Origin of the sequence: Pseudomonas sp. OST1909, assembly GCF_015277575.1 — a bacterium.
Classification (GTDB): Bacteria; Pseudomonadota; Gammaproteobacteria; order Pseudomonadales; family Pseudomonadaceae; genus Aquipseudomonas; species Aquipseudomonas synxantha_A.
On record NZ_CP063780.1, the window covers coordinates 5,359,904 to 5,376,348 of the forward strand.

Annotated in this window: 18 protein-coding genes, 1 tRNA gene and 1 pseudogene; 6 read left to right on the forward strand and 14 right to left on the reverse strand. The window is 58.2% G+C overall.

Annotation, left to right across the window (positions count from 1 at the left end; translation table 11 throughout):
• Nucleotides 1–20: 20 nt before the first annotated feature.
• From IH404_RS23285 to trmJ, 4 genes are all read right to left on the reverse strand, one after another.
• Nucleotides 21–1,235 carry an IscS subfamily cysteine desulfurase gene (locus tag IH404_RS23285; protein ID WP_003194019.1) on the reverse strand — a complete coding sequence of 405 codons (1,215 nt, stop codon included), beginning with the start codon at nucleotides 1,233–1,235 and terminating at the stop codon, nucleotides 21–23.
• Between the two features lie 50 nt (nucleotides 1,236–1,285).
• Nucleotides 1,286–1,777, reverse strand: a complete 492-nt coding sequence (gene iscR, locus IH404_RS23290) for a Fe-S cluster assembly transcriptional regulator IscR (RefSeq protein WP_003194020.1) — start codon at nucleotides 1,775–1,777, stop codon at nucleotides 1,286–1,288.
• Nucleotides 1,778–2,061: 284 nt separating this feature from the next.
• Nucleotides 2,062–2,844 (reverse strand): serine O-acetyltransferase, encoded by a 783-nt coding sequence (gene cysE / locus IH404_RS23295; RefSeq protein WP_005791191.1) that lies wholly within the window; start codon nucleotides 2,842–2,844, stop codon nucleotides 2,062–2,064.
• Between the two features lie 2 nt (nucleotides 2,845–2,846).
• Entirely contained in the window at nucleotides 2,847–3,617 is a 771-nt protein-coding gene (gene trmJ, locus IH404_RS23300) for a tRNA (cytosine(32)/uridine(32)-2'-O)-methyltransferase TrmJ (protein ID WP_005791193.1), read from the reverse strand.
• 145 nt (nucleotides 3,618–3,762) lie between these two features.
• Between trmJ and suhB the strand changes: the two genes are divergently transcribed.
• On the forward strand, nucleotides 3,763–4,578 hold the full coding sequence (gene suhB, locus IH404_RS23305; RefSeq protein ID WP_005791195.1) for an inositol-phosphate phosphatase: 816 nt from the start codon (nucleotides 3,763–3,765) through the stop codon (nucleotides 4,576–4,578).
• A 223-nt stretch (nucleotides 4,579–4,801) separates the two neighbouring features.
• On the opposite strand, the gene IH404_RS23310 is transcribed toward suhB, so the two are convergent.
• From IH404_RS23310 to queA, 6 genes are all read right to left on the reverse strand, one after another.
• Entirely contained in the window at nucleotides 4,802–5,344 is a 543-nt protein-coding gene (locus IH404_RS23310) for a glycine zipper 2TM domain-containing protein (protein ID WP_005791197.1), read from the reverse strand.
• Between the two features lie 124 nt (nucleotides 5,345–5,468).
• Nucleotides 5,469–6,383 (reverse strand): protein translocase subunit SecF, encoded by a 915-nt coding sequence (gene secF, locus IH404_RS23315; protein ID WP_005791199.1) that lies wholly within the window; start codon nucleotides 6,381–6,383, stop codon nucleotides 5,469–5,471.
• A 9-nt stretch (nucleotides 6,384–6,392) separates the two neighbouring features.
• Nucleotides 6,393–8,261 carry a protein translocase subunit SecD gene (gene secD, locus IH404_RS23320; RefSeq protein WP_103734905.1) on the reverse strand — a complete coding sequence of 623 codons (1,869 nt, stop codon included), beginning with the start codon at nucleotides 8,259–8,261 and terminating at the stop codon, nucleotides 6,393–6,395.
• 62 nt (nucleotides 8,262–8,323) lie between these two features.
• Nucleotides 8,324–8,662 carry a preprotein translocase subunit YajC gene (yajC, locus tag IH404_RS23325; RefSeq protein WP_003175975.1) on the reverse strand — a complete coding sequence of 113 codons (339 nt, stop codon included), beginning with the start codon at nucleotides 8,660–8,662 and terminating at the stop codon, nucleotides 8,324–8,326.
• Nucleotides 8,663–8,705: 43 nt separating this feature from the next.
• Nucleotides 8,706–9,821, reverse strand: coding sequence for a tRNA guanosine(34) transglycosylase Tgt (gene tgt, locus IH404_RS23330; protein ID WP_032803964.1), 1,116 nt, complete (start codon nucleotides 9,819–9,821; stop codon nucleotides 8,706–8,708).
• Nucleotides 9,822–9,826: 5 nt separating this feature from the next.
• A complete protein-coding gene (queA, locus tag IH404_RS23335) occupies nucleotides 9,827–10,876 on the reverse strand; it encodes a tRNA preQ1(34) S-adenosylmethionine ribosyltransferase-isomerase QueA (protein ID WP_005791205.1) in 1,050 nt (349 codons plus the stop codon).
• A 108-nt stretch (nucleotides 10,877–10,984) separates the two neighbouring features.
• Here queA and IH404_RS23340 point away from each other — a divergent pair.
• Together IH404_RS23340 and IH404_RS23345 are read left to right on the forward strand one after the other, a co-directional pair.
• A tRNA-Leu gene (locus tag IH404_RS23340) sits at nucleotides 10,985–11,069 on the forward strand.
• Nucleotides 11,070–11,152: 83 nt separating this feature from the next.
• Entirely contained in the window at nucleotides 11,153–11,482 is a 330-nt protein-coding gene (locus IH404_RS23345) for a hypothetical protein (RefSeq protein WP_005791206.1), read from the forward strand.
• On the opposite strand, the gene IH404_RS23350 is transcribed toward IH404_RS23345, so the two are convergent.
• Nucleotides 11,453–12,091 carry a LysE family transporter gene (locus tag IH404_RS23350; protein ID WP_005791208.1) on the reverse strand — a complete coding sequence of 213 codons (639 nt, stop codon included), beginning with the start codon at nucleotides 12,089–12,091 and terminating at the stop codon, nucleotides 11,453–11,455. The genes IH404_RS23345 and IH404_RS23350 overlap by 30 nt on opposite strands.
• A 26-nt stretch (nucleotides 12,092–12,117) precedes the next feature.
• Complete coding sequence (locus IH404_RS23355) at nucleotides 12,118–12,924, reverse strand: 2OG-Fe(II) oxygenase family protein (protein WP_194439152.1); 807 nt, start codon at nucleotides 12,922–12,924, stop codon at nucleotides 12,118–12,120.
• Nucleotides 12,925–13,153: 229 nt separating this feature from the next.
• On the opposite strand from IH404_RS23355, the gene IH404_RS23360 reads away from it, so the two are divergent.
• Nucleotides 13,154–13,846: an NBR1-Ig-like domain-containing protein gene (locus tag IH404_RS23360; RefSeq protein ID WP_005791214.1), complete on the forward strand. Its 693-nt coding sequence runs from the start codon at nucleotides 13,154–13,156 to the stop codon at nucleotides 13,844–13,846.
• Between the two features lie 8 nt (nucleotides 13,847–13,854).
• On the opposite strand, the gene IH404_RS23365 is transcribed toward IH404_RS23360, so the two are convergent.
• A complete protein-coding gene (locus IH404_RS23365) occupies nucleotides 13,855–14,490 on the reverse strand; it encodes a LysE family translocator (RefSeq protein WP_005791216.1) in 636 nt (211 codons plus the stop codon).
• Between the two features lie 156 nt (nucleotides 14,491–14,646).
• Here IH404_RS23365 and IH404_RS23370 point away from each other — a divergent pair, with 156 nt between their 5' ends.
• Nucleotides 14,647–15,018, forward strand: a complete 372-nt coding sequence (locus IH404_RS23370) for a PH domain-containing protein (protein WP_194439154.1) — start codon at nucleotides 14,647–14,649, stop codon at nucleotides 15,016–15,018.
• A gap of 4 nt (nucleotides 15,019–15,022) precedes the next feature.
• Here the strand turns inward: IH404_RS23370 and IH404_RS27915 are convergent.
• Nucleotides 15,023–15,292 (reverse strand): annotated as a pseudogene (locus IH404_RS27915) (hypothetical protein); the annotation flags it as partial.
• Here IH404_RS27915 and IH404_RS23375 point away from each other — a divergent pair.
• Nucleotides 15,291–16,445 (forward strand): S-type pyocin domain-containing protein, encoded by a 1,155-nt coding sequence (locus tag IH404_RS23375; protein WP_005791220.1) that lies wholly within the window; start codon nucleotides 15,291–15,293, stop codon nucleotides 16,443–16,445. The pseudogene IH404_RS27915 and the gene IH404_RS23375 sit on opposite strands and share 2 nt — an antisense overlap.

A 16,445-nucleotide genomic window follows, 5' to 3' on the forward strand; every position in this document is an offset into this window, starting at 1 on the left:
TTGGGTGGCGGCTTCTATATTTAGTGTGCCGCCCACTCGATCTTGGAAATATCGACACCGTCTTTGTACATGTCCCACAGCGGCGACAGAACGCGCAGCTTGTTGACGGCTTCGCAGACCTTCTGCGCCGCGTAGTCGACTTGCTCTTCAGTGGTGAAGCGGCCGAACGTAAAGCGGATCGAGCTGTGTGCCAGTTCGTCGTTGCGGCCCAGGGCGCGCAATACATACGAAGGCTCAAGGGATGCCGAGGTACAGGCCGAACCGGACGAGACCGCCAGGTCCTTGAGCGCCATGATCAGCGACTCGCCTTCGACATAGTTGAAGCTCAAATTCAGGTTGTGCGGTACACGGGCAGTCATGCTGCCGTTGATGTACAGCTCTTCAAGGTTCTCGACCTGCTTGTAGAAGCGATCGCTCAGGGCCTTGATACGCACATTTTCGGCAGCCATGTCTTCCTTGGCCACGCGGAAGGCTTCGCCCATGCCGACGATCTGGTGGGTCGCCAGGGTGCCCGAACGCATGCCGCGCTCGTGGCCGCCACCGTGCATGGTCGCTTCGATGCGCACGCGCGGCTTGCGGCTGACGTAGAGAGCGCCGATGCCTTTAGGGCCGTAAGTCTTGTGAGCCGAGAACGACATCAGGTCGACTTTCAGCTTGGACAGGTCGATATCGACCTTGCCGGTGGACTGAGCGGCGTCGACGTGTAGCAACACACCCTTGGAGCGCGTCAGCTCGCCGATGGCGGCGATGTCGTTGATGGTGCCGATTTCGTTGTTCACGTGGATCACGGAAACCAGGATGGTGTCTTCACGCATCGCGGCTTCGATCATCGCAGGGGTGACGATACCGTCGGTGGTGGGCTCAAGGTAAGTCACCTCGAAACCTTCACGCTCCAGTTGGCGCATGGTGTCGAGGACAGCCTTGTGCTCAATCTTGGTGGTGATCAGGTGCTTGCCCTTGGTCGCGTAGAAATGCGCCGCACCCTTGATAGCCAGGTTGTCGGACTCGGTAGCACCGGACGTCCAGACGATTTCACGCGGGTCGGCGTTGACCAGATCAGCGACCTGGCGACGCGCGTTCTCAACCGCTTCCTCGGCCTTCCAGCCGAATACGTGGGAGCGGGAGGCCGGGTTGCCGAAGTTTCCGTCAACCAGCAGGCATTCGCTCATTTTTTGCGCAACACGCGGATCAACCGGGGTGGTCGCTGAGTAATCAAGGTAAATCGGCAATTTCATGGACTTTCTCCTAAATCAGGCTGGCTGGCACGCCGTTAGCTCTTCGGCTGTCACTCGACGGCGGACGCTTCGATCTTGTCCAGACGCGGCGCCTTGGTGTTGCAACGGCGCTGGTCCTGACGCTGGGCTACTTCTTGCACCTCACGGCGAGTCACAAGATCAGCCAAGCTGATACCACTCAAAAACTCATGGATCTGCAGGCTCAAGTCACACCACAAGTGGTGTGTCAGGCAGGTGTCGCCGGCGTGGCAATCACCCAAACCCTGGCATTTGGTGGCATCGACGGATTCGTTGACCGCGTCGATCACCTGGGCCACCTGGATGCCCTGCATGTCGCGGGACAATTGATAGCCACCACCTGGACCACGAACGCTGGAAACCAGATTGCTGCGGCGCAATTTGGCGAACAGCTGCTCAAGGTAGGACAGGGAAATGCCTTGGCGCTCGGAGATATCGGCCAGGGACACCGGCCCAGTTTGCGCGTGCAGGGCCAGGTCAAGCATGGCGGTCACCGCGTATCGGCCTTTTGTAGTCAGTCTCATGGACAAGTACCAAGGTGTTTCAGAATGGGAGCAAGTATGCGATTCCCGAGTATTTAAGTCAACTATAAGACCTAGTACTTTAGTCAGGAATACCCGTAAAAAGGGCGCGCGAATCATAGCAGGATGGGGTGGGATCGAACAGCAGGAACAGGGCCAGGCAGAGATCTCGAGACCAATGGAGATCAAAATGTGGGAGGGGGCTTGCTCCCGATGACTGAATGTCAGCCAATCAGGCATCAACTGACCTACCGCTATCGGGGGCAAGCCCCCTCCCACAGGAGACCTCAGCTTGCCTTGGTAGCGGCTTCATCCTTGATCTGGGCGAAGTCCTCTTCGCGCAACTCAGGCAGATCCTTCGCACAGTATGGGCTGCCCAGATCCTTCAGCGCACCACACATACCGTCCAGCTTGCCGTCCACTGCTTGCAGATGATCAAGCAGCTGGCCAATGGCGCGAGCCACCGGATCGGGCATGTCTTCGCTGACGCCGTAGGCGTCGAAACCGATCTTCTCGGCCATGGCCTTGCGCTTGGCCTCCTGCTCGTCGCCGACCTCCGGCTTGACGATGATGCGACCCGGAATACCCACCACGGTGGCGCCAGCAGGTACAGCCTTGGTCACCACGGCGTTGGAACCCACCTTGGCACCGGCGCCCACGGTAAAGGGCCCCAGCACCTTGGCGCCCGCCCCCACCACTACACCATTTTCCAGGGTCGGGTGACGCTTGCCTTTATTCCATGTAGTACCGCCCAGGGTCACACCCTGGTAAAGCGTCACGTCATCACCGATCTCGGCGGTCTCGCCTATGACAATACCCATGCCATGGTCGATAAAGAAGCGACGTCCCACCTTGGCGCCCGGATGAATCTCGATGCCGGTCAACCAGCGACCGAAGTTCGACACCAGCCGGGCCAGCCATTTCCAGCCCATGCCCCACAAGGCGCCGGACAAACGGTGAATCCAGATCGCGTGCAGGCCCGGATAGCAGGTCAGCACTTCAAAGGCGTTGCGCGCCGCCGGGTCACGATGGAAAACACTCTGGATATCTTCTCGCAAACGCTCGAACATTTTTAATCCTTCCGCTTAAGAAGCTCACCACGGGCCGCTTTCTGGGTTTCCGTGAGGATGCCACGCAATATATTCATCTCCGCCCGGCTCACCGAGCTGCGACCGTACAAACGACGCAGGCGCGCCATCAAGTGCCGTGGCTTTTCAGGATCGAGGAATTCGATGGCCACCAGGGTTTGCTCCAGGTGCTCATAGAAGCGTTCGAGCTCGTCCATGGTGGCCAACTCGCCACTTTTGGTCGACGCAACCTCGTCCTTCTCCATCTTGCTCGGCTGGCCTTGAGCTGCCAGCCAGGCCATGCGCACTTCGTATGTCAACACCTGCACCGCCGCCCCGAGGTTCAGCGAGCTGAACTCAGGGTCTGAGGGGATATGCACGTGATAATGACATCGCTGCAGCTCTTCATTGGTCAGGCCGGAGTCTTCACGGCCGAACACCAGGGCGATCTCAGCGCCACCGGCAGCCTCTTCTACCACTTTGGTGCCGCATTCTCGCGGATCCAGCAGCGGCCAGGGGATACGCCGGTCACGGGCGCTGGTACCAAGCACCAGATTGCAACCAACAAGGGCATCTTCCAGAGTGGCGACGACCTGGGCTTTTTCAAGAATGTCATTGGCGCCAGACGCACGGGCATCGGCCTCGTGGTGCGGGAACACCCGCGGTTCGACCAGCACCAGGCGCGTCAGCCCCATGTTTTTCATGGCTCGCGCCACCCCGCCGATATTGCCGGGATGACTGGTATTGACCAAGACGACACGAATGTTTTGCAGCAAGGGAGGCGCTCTCGGACACGGGAAAGGGGAGCAAATCTTACAGAACAGCCTAAGGTTATGCCATGAAAGCTAACGTCGTCCTTCACCTGAGGAAAGTTTCTGCTAGAATGCCCGGCTTTCTTTAACAACCTTAGGTGACACATCCATGCAGCCCATGCTGAATATCGCGCTGCGCGCCGCCCGCAGCGCCAGTGAATTGATCTTCCGCTCCATCGAGCGCCTGGATACCATCAAGGTCGACGAAAAAGACGCCAAGGATTATGTATCCGAAGTGGATCGCGCCGCCGAACAGAAGATCATCGACGCCCTGCGCAAGGCCTACCCTACCCACGGCATCCTCGGCGAAGAAACCGGCCTGCACAAAGGTAGCGGCGAAGGCGAAGACTACCTGTGGATCATCGACCCACTGGATGGCACCACCAACTTCCTGCGCGGCATCCCGCATTTTGCCGTGAGCATCGCCTGCAAATACCGTGGCCGCCTGGAACACGCTGTTGTGCTGGATCCGGTGCGCCAGGAAGAGTTCACCGCCAGCCGTGGCCGTGGCGCCCAGCTCAATGGTCGTCGCTTGCGCGTCAGCGGTCGCACGAGCCTGGAAGGCGCCCTGCTGGGCACCGGCTTCCCGTTCCGTGACGACCAGATGGACAACCTGGAAAACTACCTGGGCATGTTCCGCGCCCTGGTTGGCCAGACCGCCGGTATCCGCCGCGCCGGTGCAGCCAGCCTGGACCTGGCCTATGTCGCCGCCGGTCGTTTCGATGCATTCTGGGAATCAGGCCTGTCCGAGTGGGACATGGCAGCAGGCGCCCTGCTGATCCAGGAAGCAGGCGGCCTGGTGAGCGATTTCACCGGTGGTCACGACTTCCTGGAGAAAGGCCACGTGGTTGCCGGCAACACCAAATGCTTCAAGGCAGTACTGACGGCGATCCAGCCGCACCTGCCGGCTTCGCTGAAGCGTTAAGCGAGCGGGCACAAAAAAGCACCCCTAGGGGTGCTTTTTTTATGCATGGGATTTGTGCCAGCCCCGTGAAACAGCAGCAATACTTATCAAATGTGGGAGGGGGCTTGCCCCCGATGGCGGTGGGTCAGCCAGCTAATCAGGTGCTGACCCACTGCCATCGGGGGCAAGCCCCCTCCCACATTTTGAACTGCACCTGGCCTTTGAATCAGTGCCAGGCCCGAAATTACTGCTGGTTCTGACCCAGGATCAGACGACCTTCTTTGTCGACTGGAATCTGGCCGCCTGGATCACGCTCCATACGCACAGTCCCTTCCTTGCCATCCAGGTTGTAACGCACGTCATAACCGACAACCTTGTCGCTGATGTCGTTAACAGTGTTACAGCGGGTTTGCGTGGTGGTGTAGGTATCACGGTTCTGCATGCCTTCCTGAACCTTGTTACCGGCGTAACCGCCACCGACCGCACCGGCCACGGTGGCCAGCTTCTTACCATTACCGCCACCGATCTGGTTACCCAACAGGCCACCCGCAAGGGCGCCGACCACGGTACCGGCGATTTGATGTTGATCCTGCACCGGACGTTGCCGGGTCACAGTGACGTCCTTGCAGACCTCACGAGGGGTTTTGATCTGGGTTTTAACCGGCTGTACCGCCAGTACTTGCGCATACTCAGGGCCGCTTTTTACCAGGCTGTAGGTGGCAACAGCACCCCCGGCAGTCACACCGACAGCACCCAATACCGCACCAACCAGCAACGACTTGTTCACGTTGAACCTCCTGACCATCACAAACGGATCGAAAGATCCGCGCTATACCCAGCCTTGGAGCAAAAAAAAAGGCGCGAGTTCAATACTCGCGCCCTTCTTGTAACAGCCGATCAACTAACGCCCATCAAGGGCGGTCGTCGACCTCCTTGCCAGTAGCAGCAGGAGGGATCAAGTCTTCGCTGTTGAGGTTCAGCCAGATCAGCACCACGTTGGCAATGTAGATCGACGAGTAGGTACCCGCCAGAACACCGATGAACAGCGCCAGCGAGAAGCCCCACAGGTTGTCGCCCCCGAAGATCATCAACGCGGCGATCGCCAGCAAGGTGGAGATCGACGTCGCCATGGTCCGCAGCAGCGTCTGGGTGGTGGAGATGTTGATATTCTCGATCAACGTCGCCTTGCGCAGCACCCGGAAGTTCTCACGAACCCGGTCGAATACCACGATGGTGTCGTTGAGCGAGTAACCAATGATCGCCAGTACGGCCGCCAATACGGTCAGGTCGAAGGTGATCTGGAAGTAGGCCAGGATACCCACGGTCACGATCACGTCGTGGATCAGCGACACAATGGCGCCGACACCGAACTTCCACTGAAAGCGGAAGGCCAGGTAGATCATGATGCCTACCAGCGCCATCAGCATGCCGAGGCCGCCCTGGTCGCGCAGTTCTTCACCCACCTGCGGGCCGACGAACTCGACGCGCTTGACCGAAGCCGGGTTGTCGCCGCCGACCTTCTGCAAGGCCTCGGCTACCTGGTGACCCAGTTGCGGGTCTTCGCCAGGCATACGCACCAGCAGGTCGGTGGTGGCACCAAAGCTCTGCACGACGGCTTCGTGATAGCCGGCCTTGACCAGCTCGTCGCGCACCAGGGTGACATCGGCCGGCTTCTCGTAGGTCAGCTCGATGAGCGTACCACCGGTGAAGTCCAGACCGTAGTTCAGGCCCTTATGGAACCAGCTGAACAACGCCAGAACGGTAAGGAGCACGGTGACGCCGAACGCAACGTTGCGAACGCCCATGAAGTTGATTGTACGTAACATGGCAGCCCCTTAAATCCACAACTTCTTGAAGTCACGCCCGCCAAAGATCAGGTTGACCATTGCGCGGGTCACCATGATGGCCGTGAACATCGAGGTAAAGATACCCAGGGACATGGTCACCGCAAAACCTTTGACCGGGCCGGTGCCCATGGCAAAGAGAATCCCGCCGACCAGCAAAGTGGTCAAGTTGGAGTCGAGAATCGCGGTAAATGCCCGGCCGAAGCCTTCGTTGATAGCACGCTGTACGGTCATGCCGGCGGCGATCTCTTCACGGATACGCGAGAAGATCAGTACGTTGGCGTCGACCGCCATACCCATGGTCAGCACGATACCGGCGATACCCGGCAAGGTCAGCGTCGCGCCCAGCAGCGACATCAGCGCCAGCAGCATCACCATGTTGCCCGCCAGTGCGACGGTGGCGATAACGCCGAAGAAGCGATAGATGGCGATGATGAACAGGGACACGAACAACATGCCCCACAGCGCCGCATCCACACCCTTGGTGATGTTGTCGGCACCCAGGCTCGGGCCGATGGTACGTTCTTCAGCGAAGTACATCGGCGCCGCCAGGCCACCGGCACGCAGCAGCAGCGCCAGCTCGGAGGACTCACCCTGGCCGTTCAGGCCAGTGATGCGGAACTGCGCACCCAGCGGCGACTGGATGGTCGCCAGGCTGATGATCTTTTTCTCTTCCTTGAAGGTCTGCACCGGCACGTCTTTCTCGACGCCGTTGACCATCTGCTTGGTATAGGTGGTAACAGGGCGCTGCTCGATGAAGATCACCGCCATGCTGCGACCGACGTTGCTGCGCGTGGCGCGGCTCATCAGTTCGCCACCGTGACCATCCAGGCGGATGTTCACTTCAGGGGTGCCGTGCTCGCCGAAACCGGCCTTGGCATCGGTCACCTGGTCACCGGTGATGATCAAGCCACGCTCGATCAACGCAGGAGGACGATTGCCCTCGCGGAACTCGAACTCTTCGGAGGTCGCACGAGTGGCACCCGGCTCAGCTGCAAGGCGGAATTCCAGGTTGGCGGTCTTACCCAGGATACGCTTGGCTTCAGCGGTGTCCTGCACGCCCGGAAGCTCAACCACGATGCGGTTGGCGCCTTGACGCTGCACGATCGGCTCGGCCACACCCAGCTCGTTGACGCGGTTACGTACCGTGGTCAAGTTCTGCTTGATGGAGTACTCGCGGATCTCGGCGATCTTGGCCGGGCTCATCGCCAGGCGCAACACAGCCTGACCATTCAAGTCGGCCGGCACGATGTCGAAGTCATTGAAATTCTTGCGGATCAGCGCACGGGCCTGCTCGCGGGACGCTTCGTCAGCAAAACCCAGCTGGATGGCACCGTTGAGCTGCGGCAAGCTGCGATAACGCAGTTTCTCTTTGCGCAGCAGGCTCTTCACGTCGCCTTCGTAGACTTTCAGACGCGCGTCGAGAGCCTTGTCCATGTCGACTTCCAGCAGGAAGTGCACACCACCGGACAAGTCCAGACCCAGCTTCATCGGGTGCGCGCCAATGCTGCGCAGCCATTGTGGCGTGGTCTGTGCCAGGTTCAATGCAACGACGTAATCGTCACCCATGACCTTGCGTACAACGTCCTTGGCCGGCAATTGGTCTTCTTGCTTGGTCAGGCGCAACAAGCCGCCTTTGGAACCAGCTGCCAAGGTTGCCGCTTTAACCTGGATGCCCGCGTCAGTCAGCGCTTTGCTCGCGCGTTCCAGATCAGCCTGATTGACCTGCAGCGAAGTGCTGGCGCCAGAGATCTGGATCGCCGGGTCATCAGGATAGAGATTGGGAGCGGAATAAATAAAACCGATCGCCAGCACCGCCAGGATCAGTACGTATTTCCACAGAGGGTATTTGTTCAGCATCACGCCGCCCGCTTATAACGCGGGGCGCCTTGCGCGCCCCGTCGATTGGTAAAGGTTGTTACTTAGATCGCTTTGAGCGTGCCCTTAGGCAGCGTGGCGGCGATGGCGCCCTTCTGGAACTTCATTTCCACGGTGTCGGAGACTTCCAGTACCACGAAAGCATCGGAAACCTTGGTGATCTTGCCGGCGATGCCGCCAGTGGTCACGACTTCGTCGCCTTTTTGCAGGCTGCCCAGCAGGTTTTTCTGCTCTTTGGCGCGCTTGGCCTGTGGACGCCAGATCATCAGGTAGAAGATGACCAGGAAGCCGACCAGGAAAATCCACTCGAAACCACCGCCCATAGGGCCGGCAGCAGCAGGCGCAGCGGCGTCAGCCATGGCGTTAGAGATAAAAAAGCTCATTTAGCACTCCAGTTGCAAATAGTGAATCTTAGGGTCGGAAAACTCAGTCCAAGGGCGGCACAGGGAGCCCGCGCTTGGCATAGAAGGCATCGACGAAGGCGGCCAATGTACCCTGTTGAATAGCCTCGCGCAAACCAGCCATCAGGACTTGGTAGTGACGCAAATTGTGGATGGTATTCAACATGCTACCCAGCATTTCCCCGCACTTGTCCAGATGATGCAGATAGGCACGGGAGAAGTTCTGGCAGGTGTAGCAGTCACAGGTGGGATCCAGCGGCGAATCATCATGGCGATGGAACGCGTTACGGATCTTGAGCACGCCTGTATCGATGAACAGATGCCCATTGCGGGCATTACGGGTTGGCATCACGCAATCGAACATGTCCACACCGCGGCGCACACCCTCTACGAGATCTTCCGGTTTGCCAACGCCCATAAGGTAACGAGGTTTGTCAGCGGGCATCAGGCCCGGCAGGTAGTCGAGCACCTTGATCATTTCGTGCTTGGGCTCGCCCACCGACAAACCGCCGATGGCCAGGCCGTCGAAGCCGATCTTGTCGAGGCCTTCCAGCGAGCGTTTACGCAGGCTTTCGTGCATCCCGCCCTGGACAATCCCGAACAGCGCCGCGGTGTTGTCGCCATGGGCATTCTTCGAGCGCTGGGCCCAACGCAGGGACAGCTCCATGGAGATGCGCGCCACGTCTTCGTCAGCCGGGTAAGGCGTGCACTCGTCGAAAATCATCACGATGTCGGAACCCAGGTCGCGCTGGACCTGCATTGACTCTTCCGGCCCCATGAACACCTTGGCACCGTCCACCGGCGAGGCGAAGGTTACGCCCTCTTCCTTGATCTTGCGCATGGCGCCCAGGCTGAATACCTGGAAACCACCGGAGTCGGTGAGGATCGGGCCTTGCCATTTCATGAAGTCATGCAGATCGCCGTGCTTTTTGATCACTTCCGTGCCCGGGCGCAGCCACAGGTGGAAGGTGTTGCCGAGGATGATCTCGGCACCGGTAGCGACGATGTCGCGCGGCAACATGCCCTTGACGGTGCCGTAGGTGCCGACCGGCATGAACGCCGGGGTCTCCACGGTGCCGCGCGGGAAGGTCAGGCGACCGCGACGGGCCTTGCCGTCGGTGGCCAACAATTCAAACGACATACGACTCATAGTTGTTCCTCTGGGCCGCGTGGCGCCGGGTTACGGGTGATAAACATCGCATCACCGTAGCTGAAAAAACGGTACTCGTTGGCAATGGCGGCCTGGTAAGCAGCCATGGTTTGCGGGTAACCGGCAAATGCCGACACCAGCATCAACAGCGTGGATTCGGGCAAATGGAAATTGGTGACCAGGCAATCGACCACATGGAATGGCCGGCCCGGGAAAATAAAGATATCAGTGTCACCACTGAACGGCTTGAGCACGCCATCACGCGCCGCACTTTCAAGCGACCGTACGCTGGTGGTGCCCACGGCCACCACTCGCCCACCGCGTGCCTTGCACGCATTGACCGCGTCCACGACGTCCTGGCTGACCTCCAGCCATTCGCTGTGCATGTGGTGGTCTTCGATGTTCTCCACACGCACCGGCTGAAACGTACCGGCCCCCACGTGCAGCGTCACATAGGCCGTCTCGACGCCCTTGGCGGCAATCGCATCCAGCAGCGGCTGGTCGAAATGCAGCCCGGCAGTCGGCGCCGCTACAGCGCCGAGGCGCTGTGAGTACACCGTTTGATAGCGCTCGCGGTCCGCGTCTTCGTCGGGGCGGTCTATATAAGGAGGCAACGGCATATGGCCGACGCGATCCAGCAATGGCAGCACTTCTTCGGCAAACTTGAGCTCGAACAAGGCATCGTGGCGCGCCACCATCTCGGCTTCGCCACCGCCATCAATGAGGATCCTCGAACCCGGTTTGGGCGACTTGCTGGAGCGCACATGGGCCAGCACACGATGGCTGTCCAGCACCCGCTCCACCAGGATTTCCAGCTTGCCGCCGGAAGCTTTCTGGCCAAACAGCCGCGCCGGAATTACCCGGGTGTTGTTGAAAACCATCAAATCGCCCGGGCGCAAATGCTCAAGCAAATCAGTGAATTGACGGTGTGCGAGGGCACCGCTGACCCCGTCCAGGGTCAACAGTCGACTGGCGCGACGCTCGGCCAAAGGGTGGCGAGCGATCAGCGAATCAGGGAGCTCAAAAGTAAAGTCAGCAACGCGCATGATGGGGTTCGTCTAGCAGGGCCGGGAAGTCTAGCGGAAATAGTGAAAATAGACCATGAAACGTGATTGACCAACGGTAATCTCATCTCTATACTTCGCCGCCATTGAGCCCTGATGGCGGAATTGGTAGACGCGGCGGATTCAAAATCCGTTTTCGAAAGGAGTGGGAGTTCGAGTCTCCCTCGGGGCACCATCTTAAAGAAAGACCTTGAAATTCAAGGTCTTTTTTTTCGCCTGTGAAAAAGTGCCGGGCGTGGCAGTGGAGGTAGCGGGACCATGGAATTGATGCTTGAAGCGGTTGCGCTGTTCGCCCTGAAGCTGGCGCATGAAACCGAGGACGGCAGCCCGCTGCTGCGCGATGATCCTGCAATGGATGGCTATGAGCGTGAAGTGTTTGGGTTGTTGGTGCGCCAGGGAAACTTGGCTGAGATCCAGTTTAAGCTCGATGAGTGCATCACCCAGGCGTTGATTGCATTGGGTGGAGCGGACAGCGTGCTCGGGCGTGAATTGCTAAAGCTGTCCACCCCTGTGCAAAACATCTCTCGCCTTGATGAGTTGATCTGCCCGCTGACCGTTCTAAAGGGCTATCTGAAAGATGTGCAATGAATCGGTGATCAGCATAACGGCCAGGTACACCATCAATACCGCCACCCCTGCATCCAGCCAACGCCAGACCGCTGGCTTGCGAAACAATACTGTCAGCCGCTGACAGCACAGCGCCAACACCACAAACCACACGAGTGATGCCGTCATGGCGCCTGTCGCGAACAGTGCCTGTTGACCCGCAGGTTTCGTGGCACCGATAGAACCAATCAGCACCACGGTATCCAGCCATGCATAAGGGTTGGCAAAGCCGAGTATGACCGCCGAGCGCAACAGCCCTCTTTGCGAGTTGCCGCCTTGAGCATCCGGCATGGACTGATCCCGGATGCAAGCCAACAGACGCTGGCCACCAAACCACAGCAGATAGGCCGCGCCGGACAACAGCAATAGCGCCATCACCTCAGGCCGACTTCCCAGTAACGACCCTAAACCCGTGACCCCGAAAGCGATCAGGAAAATATCGGCCAATACGCAAATGGCGACAACGCCCCAGATCGGCCCGCGACCGACACCTTGGCGGATCACCAGGGTGTCTTTCGGGCCTGGGGCGGCGAACAGTCCGATACCCAAGAGCAAACCTTCGATGTAAAGGGCATTGAAGTGAGGAAACATGGACTGTTCGAGCCCTCCAGGACTATTTAGCGCAGTTGAATCGGCTGATTACCGAAACCGGTATGACGAGCATTCACCGTGCTGCCCAGGTCAAGGGGTTTCTGGCGGTAAAAGGTCGTCAGCAACTGATCCGGATTGGGGTTTGCAAAGTAAATCAATGAGCTTCTGGCGACCGGTTTGCTGGGTGCAAGTACAGCATGGTAGGCGGCAGGCACGGCATGATCGGAGAGCTCTGTCAGCAAGGAGCCCGCCAGCACCGCGACCTCGTTCTCCAGAAGGCGTACAGGTTCCAACGATCGTCCCTTCATCAAGACCAGCCCTTCGCGGGTAGGCTTGATAAACGAAAGCATATGCCCGTCTTCATGAGGATCTTGAGCAAATCTACGAGAATGGTCTTTGGCCTGTGGACCGTAGACACACAACTGGATATACGATGCCGCGCGAAAGGGGGCCAAGGGTGCCACGCCAAATTCCTCGCAAATGCCATCCATCACCCCCTGGGCCAACTCGCTCATCTGTCGTTCAAAACTGCCGACTGCGTCAACGAAAGTACTTCGGGTGAATTCGAAAGCGGTTCTTTTTGAAGCGTGCGCGGGCCAGTAACAAAACCGCTCGCACAGGTCAGGGTGATCCTCGGCAAGGGAGTACTCGGCGCCAAAAGGGAAAAACCCATCCGTGTCCTGGGCAAAGGAAAATTCATCCTTGATGGCCTGGGGAATGGCCGAATACCCATCGATGATCTTTTTGTAGTCCTGCAACATCGCATCAGGAATTTGCAGAATGCCAAAGCCTGATCGGGCTATGGATTCGCAGCATGCTTTTAATCGAGACATAGCTATACCCAAAGATAGTTGTAAAGGAATGCAACACACACTAGGTTCGCAAGCATGCGAGAAACCGCGACACTGGATATAGCCAAACAGAAAGGGACTGATCCATGTCCTTCACAACGGCGCTAGCAGGTTGCGAGTGTGCAGGGCTCACTACACGCAACGGCGAGCAAGTTGTCCTTTTTGGCGAACAAGATGATGATTTTTCAAGGACGGGGATCAACGTACGGATATGAGCATCAAAACCCGCGACACACTCCGAGCACTGGTCGTAAGACGCAGCCGGGAACTGGGCAAATCCATGACAACCCTGGCCAAGGAAGCCGGTATTTCGCGTACCTATCTTTACGGATTAGCGGGTGGCATTTCACAGGATCCCTCGGTACGCACCCTGATCAAACTGGCCAAGGCGCTGCAGGTGTCCCCGCTATTGCTGTTCCGCTACTTCGCCGATTTGGCAGGCGCACCGGTCGATACCCATTCAATGGCAACCACCAACCGAGCCATCGGCCTGCATGATCTTGGCGACATTGTGGTGTTTAACGCCGACGTCACCACGCCCGACCAAACCGTCGTGCTGCCTGGCGAAACGTTTCAGAAAACCTGGGAGATCCAGAACGTCGGTACCCGCCCCTGGCGCGGTCGACGATTGGTTCGAGTAGACGGTGAATACGTCATCGCCCGTCGCACGGCTACAGGCGAGCCCCTGGAAGTGGTGATGGACAGCCACCTGCGCAGCCTTAACAACGAGGTACCGATTGCCGAAACCCTGCCCGGCCAACCGGTGCATATCACCGTAGAGTTTGGAGCGCCGAAAGAGACCTGCACGGTCACTTCGATATGGCGTATCGAAGATGAACACGGGCGCCCCTGCTATGGACCTGCATTCATCCTGCATGTGATTGTCAACGTCATGGCACGCTGAAAGCAGCCTTATTTGCGCCCTTCCACCGCCATCCGTACTGCCAACCCCATCAACACTGACCCCATCACCCAGCGCTGCACCACCTGCCACCCCGGCCGAGTCACGAAGAACACCGCGATGGAGCCGGCCATACAAGCAATCACCGCATTGACGCTGACGCTGATGAAAATCTGCAGAGAGCCCAACACCAACGATTGCAACAGCACGCTGCCATGGCCGTTCGGTTCGATGAACTGGGGCAGCAGCGACAGATACATCACCGCCACCTTGGGATTGAGCAGGTTGGTCACCACGCCCATGGTGAACAACTTGCGCGGGCTGTCCTTGGGCAAGTCCCGCACCTGAAACGGTGAACGCCCGCCCGGCTTGACCGCCTGCCACGCCAGGTACACCAGATACAGCGCCCCGCCGAACCGCAGCACGTCGTAGGCAAGCGGCACCGCCATCACCAGCGCGGTGATACCCAGCGCCGCGCACACCATATAGATCAAAAAGCCCAGCGCCACCCCGCCAAGTGAGATCAGCCCTGCGGTGCGCCCCTGGCAGATCGAGCGGGAAATCAGGTAAATCATATTCGGCCCGGGCGTGAGCACCATGCCGAGTGAAATCAGGCCATAGGCAAGCAAGCTGGACATATCGGGCATTGTTTAACTCCTGGATTTTTATGCTGCCGGCGTAAAATCCTTCGCCAGCACTGTAGTGTTACGCGCCATGCTAGAGCCTTGCAGGCTCGGCCGTTAGATACAGATCCGCGAGCAAAACGCCATACACCAGCGGCACCCTTCAACCAGGACAAGCACATGATCGACTTCAACAACAAAGGCTTCTTCAAGCTCAAACAAAACAACGAATACGCCGAACGCGTATCGGCCCTGCTGCTGGACGGCGAAGAAGTGGTCGACGCGTACAAGGCCCTGCGCGACGGCGTGGTCTTCACCACCAAGCGCATCATCGCAGTGAACGTGCAGGGGATTACCGGCAGCAAGAAGGATTTCACTTCGCTGCCGTACAAAAACATCGTGGCGTATTCAGTGGAAACGTCAGGGACGTTTGATCTGGATTCGGAGCTGGAGATTTACTTTTCGTCGCTGGGGAAGGTGAAGTTCGAGTTCACTGGGAAAACCTCGATTGTGGAGATTTCGCGGCTGATATCAAAGCACCTGCTGGCCTGAGCCTTGGGCACGAGACGTTAAGCAGGTCAGCAGCTTCCTGAGAGGTCAATTCAGCATGAACCGGAACAACCTTGACGGCATTACCGAGGGTCAATTCTCACAAAATATCGACCAGCAGACGCAATGCAGACGTAGGGAGTACGAGGGTGGGAGGTTTGTCTTGTTTGTCGAAAATCAATCCACCTTTCCTACACAGGCTAGCGAATAAAGACGATAGCCGCTTCTGATACCTGCTCTTAGGCTCACACTTCGCACAGGGAAGTGAGCTATTCATGTCAGAACGCTTTTATCCACCGACCGAAGAAGAGTTAACCAAACGACGAATCCTGACTCCGCAGCCATCGCGTGTGCCGTATTCGCCGCCTATTGATTTTTCCGAGCCATCGCCTGCCCCGACACCCGCGCCAGCCAAACCTCCCGGCTGCGTCTTCATCAAGCCCTGCCAACTGCCTGACGGCTTCACCCATTACTTCAAACCCTCTGGGTACGTTCCGTTGGAGCTGATCAAGGAGTACGGTCATTTAAGCCTGTTGGGGGGACGCGAAGTGGACACCCGAGGCGCGGTTGCCTTGCGCAAGATCGGCGGCAGTGCACTGCCCGCTGGTTTGGGGCAGCTGTCATTGCGTTCGGCGCTTTTTGAGTCGACTGCCACAATCGCCGGGGGCGTCGCAGGTGGTCTGTTGACAGGGTTGGTAGCGCTGGCCTGGCCGTCGCAACTGGGTGATAGCGCACTCTACAGCGCGGAGCAACTGCGTTCGTTACAACGGGCGCGTTCGCAGATGCGGTTGCATATCGAGCAACGCGATGACGGCACGCTCGAAGGCTACGGCTTTTACACCGGCAACAATACTGATTGGCAGATGATTGATGTGGTGCAGTTTCAAAACCGAGGCGGTCAGTTTGTGGCGGTGTTGGACGAGGGGGCGGAGCTGATTTGGACGCCCGCCGTTGATCCGGGTGACACACTAGGTATTCCAGCACTGGAGGCTGCGCCGCAAGCGCCGGTGATTTGGATCTATCCGCCAACGGAGACAGCCGCGCAGATTCTGGTGAATCCGATTTACCCGCCGCAGTATCGGGATTTCATTCTGGTGTTCCCAGTGGAGTCCGGGGTTCGACCACTGTATGTGGTAGTAAGTGTCAAGGCTGGGGATCACAAGTACCACAAAGCGCCTAACACTGAACACATAACTGGCTTTGCAAACCTGATAAAAGCAAAGCCCATGACTCCCAGACAGGGAGGTGCCGGACTGAGAGAGCGCTGGATTGAGGAAAAAGGCCGGAAAGTCTATGAATGGGATTCCCAACATGGGGAGCTAGAAGTCTATCTAGCAAGTGATGGAAGCCACGTAGGTGCGTACAACCACATAACCGGCGCGCAGCTAAAAGGGCCAAACAAGAAACGAAACATCAAAAAATATCTGTGA

Excerpts from the sequence above, each read along its gene's own strand:
- IH404_RS23285 (WP_003194019.1), bottom strand. The coding sequence starts at position 1,235 with ATGAAATTGCCGATTTACCTTGATTACTCAGCGACCACCCCGGTTGAT.
- iscR (WP_003194020.1), bottom strand. The coding sequence starts at position 1,777 with ATGAGACTGACTACAAAAGGCCGATACGCGGTGACCGCCATGCTTGAC.
- cysE (WP_005791191.1), bottom strand. The coding sequence starts at position 2,844 with ATGTTCGAGCGTTTGCGAGAAGATATCCAGAGTGTTTTCCATCGTGAC.
- suhB (WP_005791195.1), top strand. The coding sequence starts at position 3,763 with ATGCAGCCCATGCTGAATATCGCGCTGCGCGCCGCCCGCAGCGCCAGT.
- secF (WP_005791199.1), bottom strand. The coding sequence starts at position 6,383 with ATGTTACGTACAATCAACTTCATGGGCGTTCGCAACGTTGCGTTCGGC.
- secD (WP_103734905.1), bottom strand. The coding sequence starts at position 8,261 with ATGCTGAACAAATACCCTCTGTGGAAATACGTACTGATCCTGGCGGTG.
- yajC (WP_003175975.1), bottom strand. The coding sequence starts at position 8,662 with ATGAGCTTTTTTATCTCTAACGCCATGGCTGACGCCGCTGCGCCTGCT.
- tgt (WP_032803964.1), bottom strand. The coding sequence starts at position 9,821 with ATGTCGTTTGAATTGTTGGCCACCGACGGCAAGGCCCGTCGCGGTCGC.
- queA (WP_005791205.1), bottom strand. The coding sequence starts at position 10,876 with ATGCGCGTTGCTGACTTTACTTTTGAGCTCCCTGATTCGCTGATCGCT.
- IH404_RS23345 (WP_005791206.1), top strand. The coding sequence starts at position 11,153 with ATGGAATTGATGCTTGAAGCGGTTGCGCTGTTCGCCCTGAAGCTGGCG.
- IH404_RS23350 (WP_005791208.1), bottom strand. The coding sequence starts at position 12,091 with ATGTTTCCTCACTTCAATGCCCTTTACATCGAAGGTTTGCTCTTGGGT.
- IH404_RS23355 (WP_194439152.1), bottom strand. The coding sequence starts at position 12,924 with ATGTCTCGATTAAAAGCATGCTGCGAATCCATAGCCCGATCAGGCTTT.
- IH404_RS23360 (WP_005791214.1), top strand. The coding sequence starts at position 13,154 with ATGAGCATCAAAACCCGCGACACACTCCGAGCACTGGTCGTAAGACGC.
- IH404_RS23365 (WP_005791216.1), bottom strand. The coding sequence starts at position 14,490 with ATGCCCGATATGTCCAGCTTGCTTGCCTATGGCCTGATTTCACTCGGC.
- IH404_RS23370 (WP_194439154.1), top strand. The coding sequence starts at position 14,647 with ATGATCGACTTCAACAACAAAGGCTTCTTCAAGCTCAAACAAAACAAC.
- IH404_RS23375 (WP_005791220.1), top strand. The coding sequence starts at position 15,291 with ATGTCAGAACGCTTTTATCCACCGACCGAAGAAGAGTTAACCAAACGA.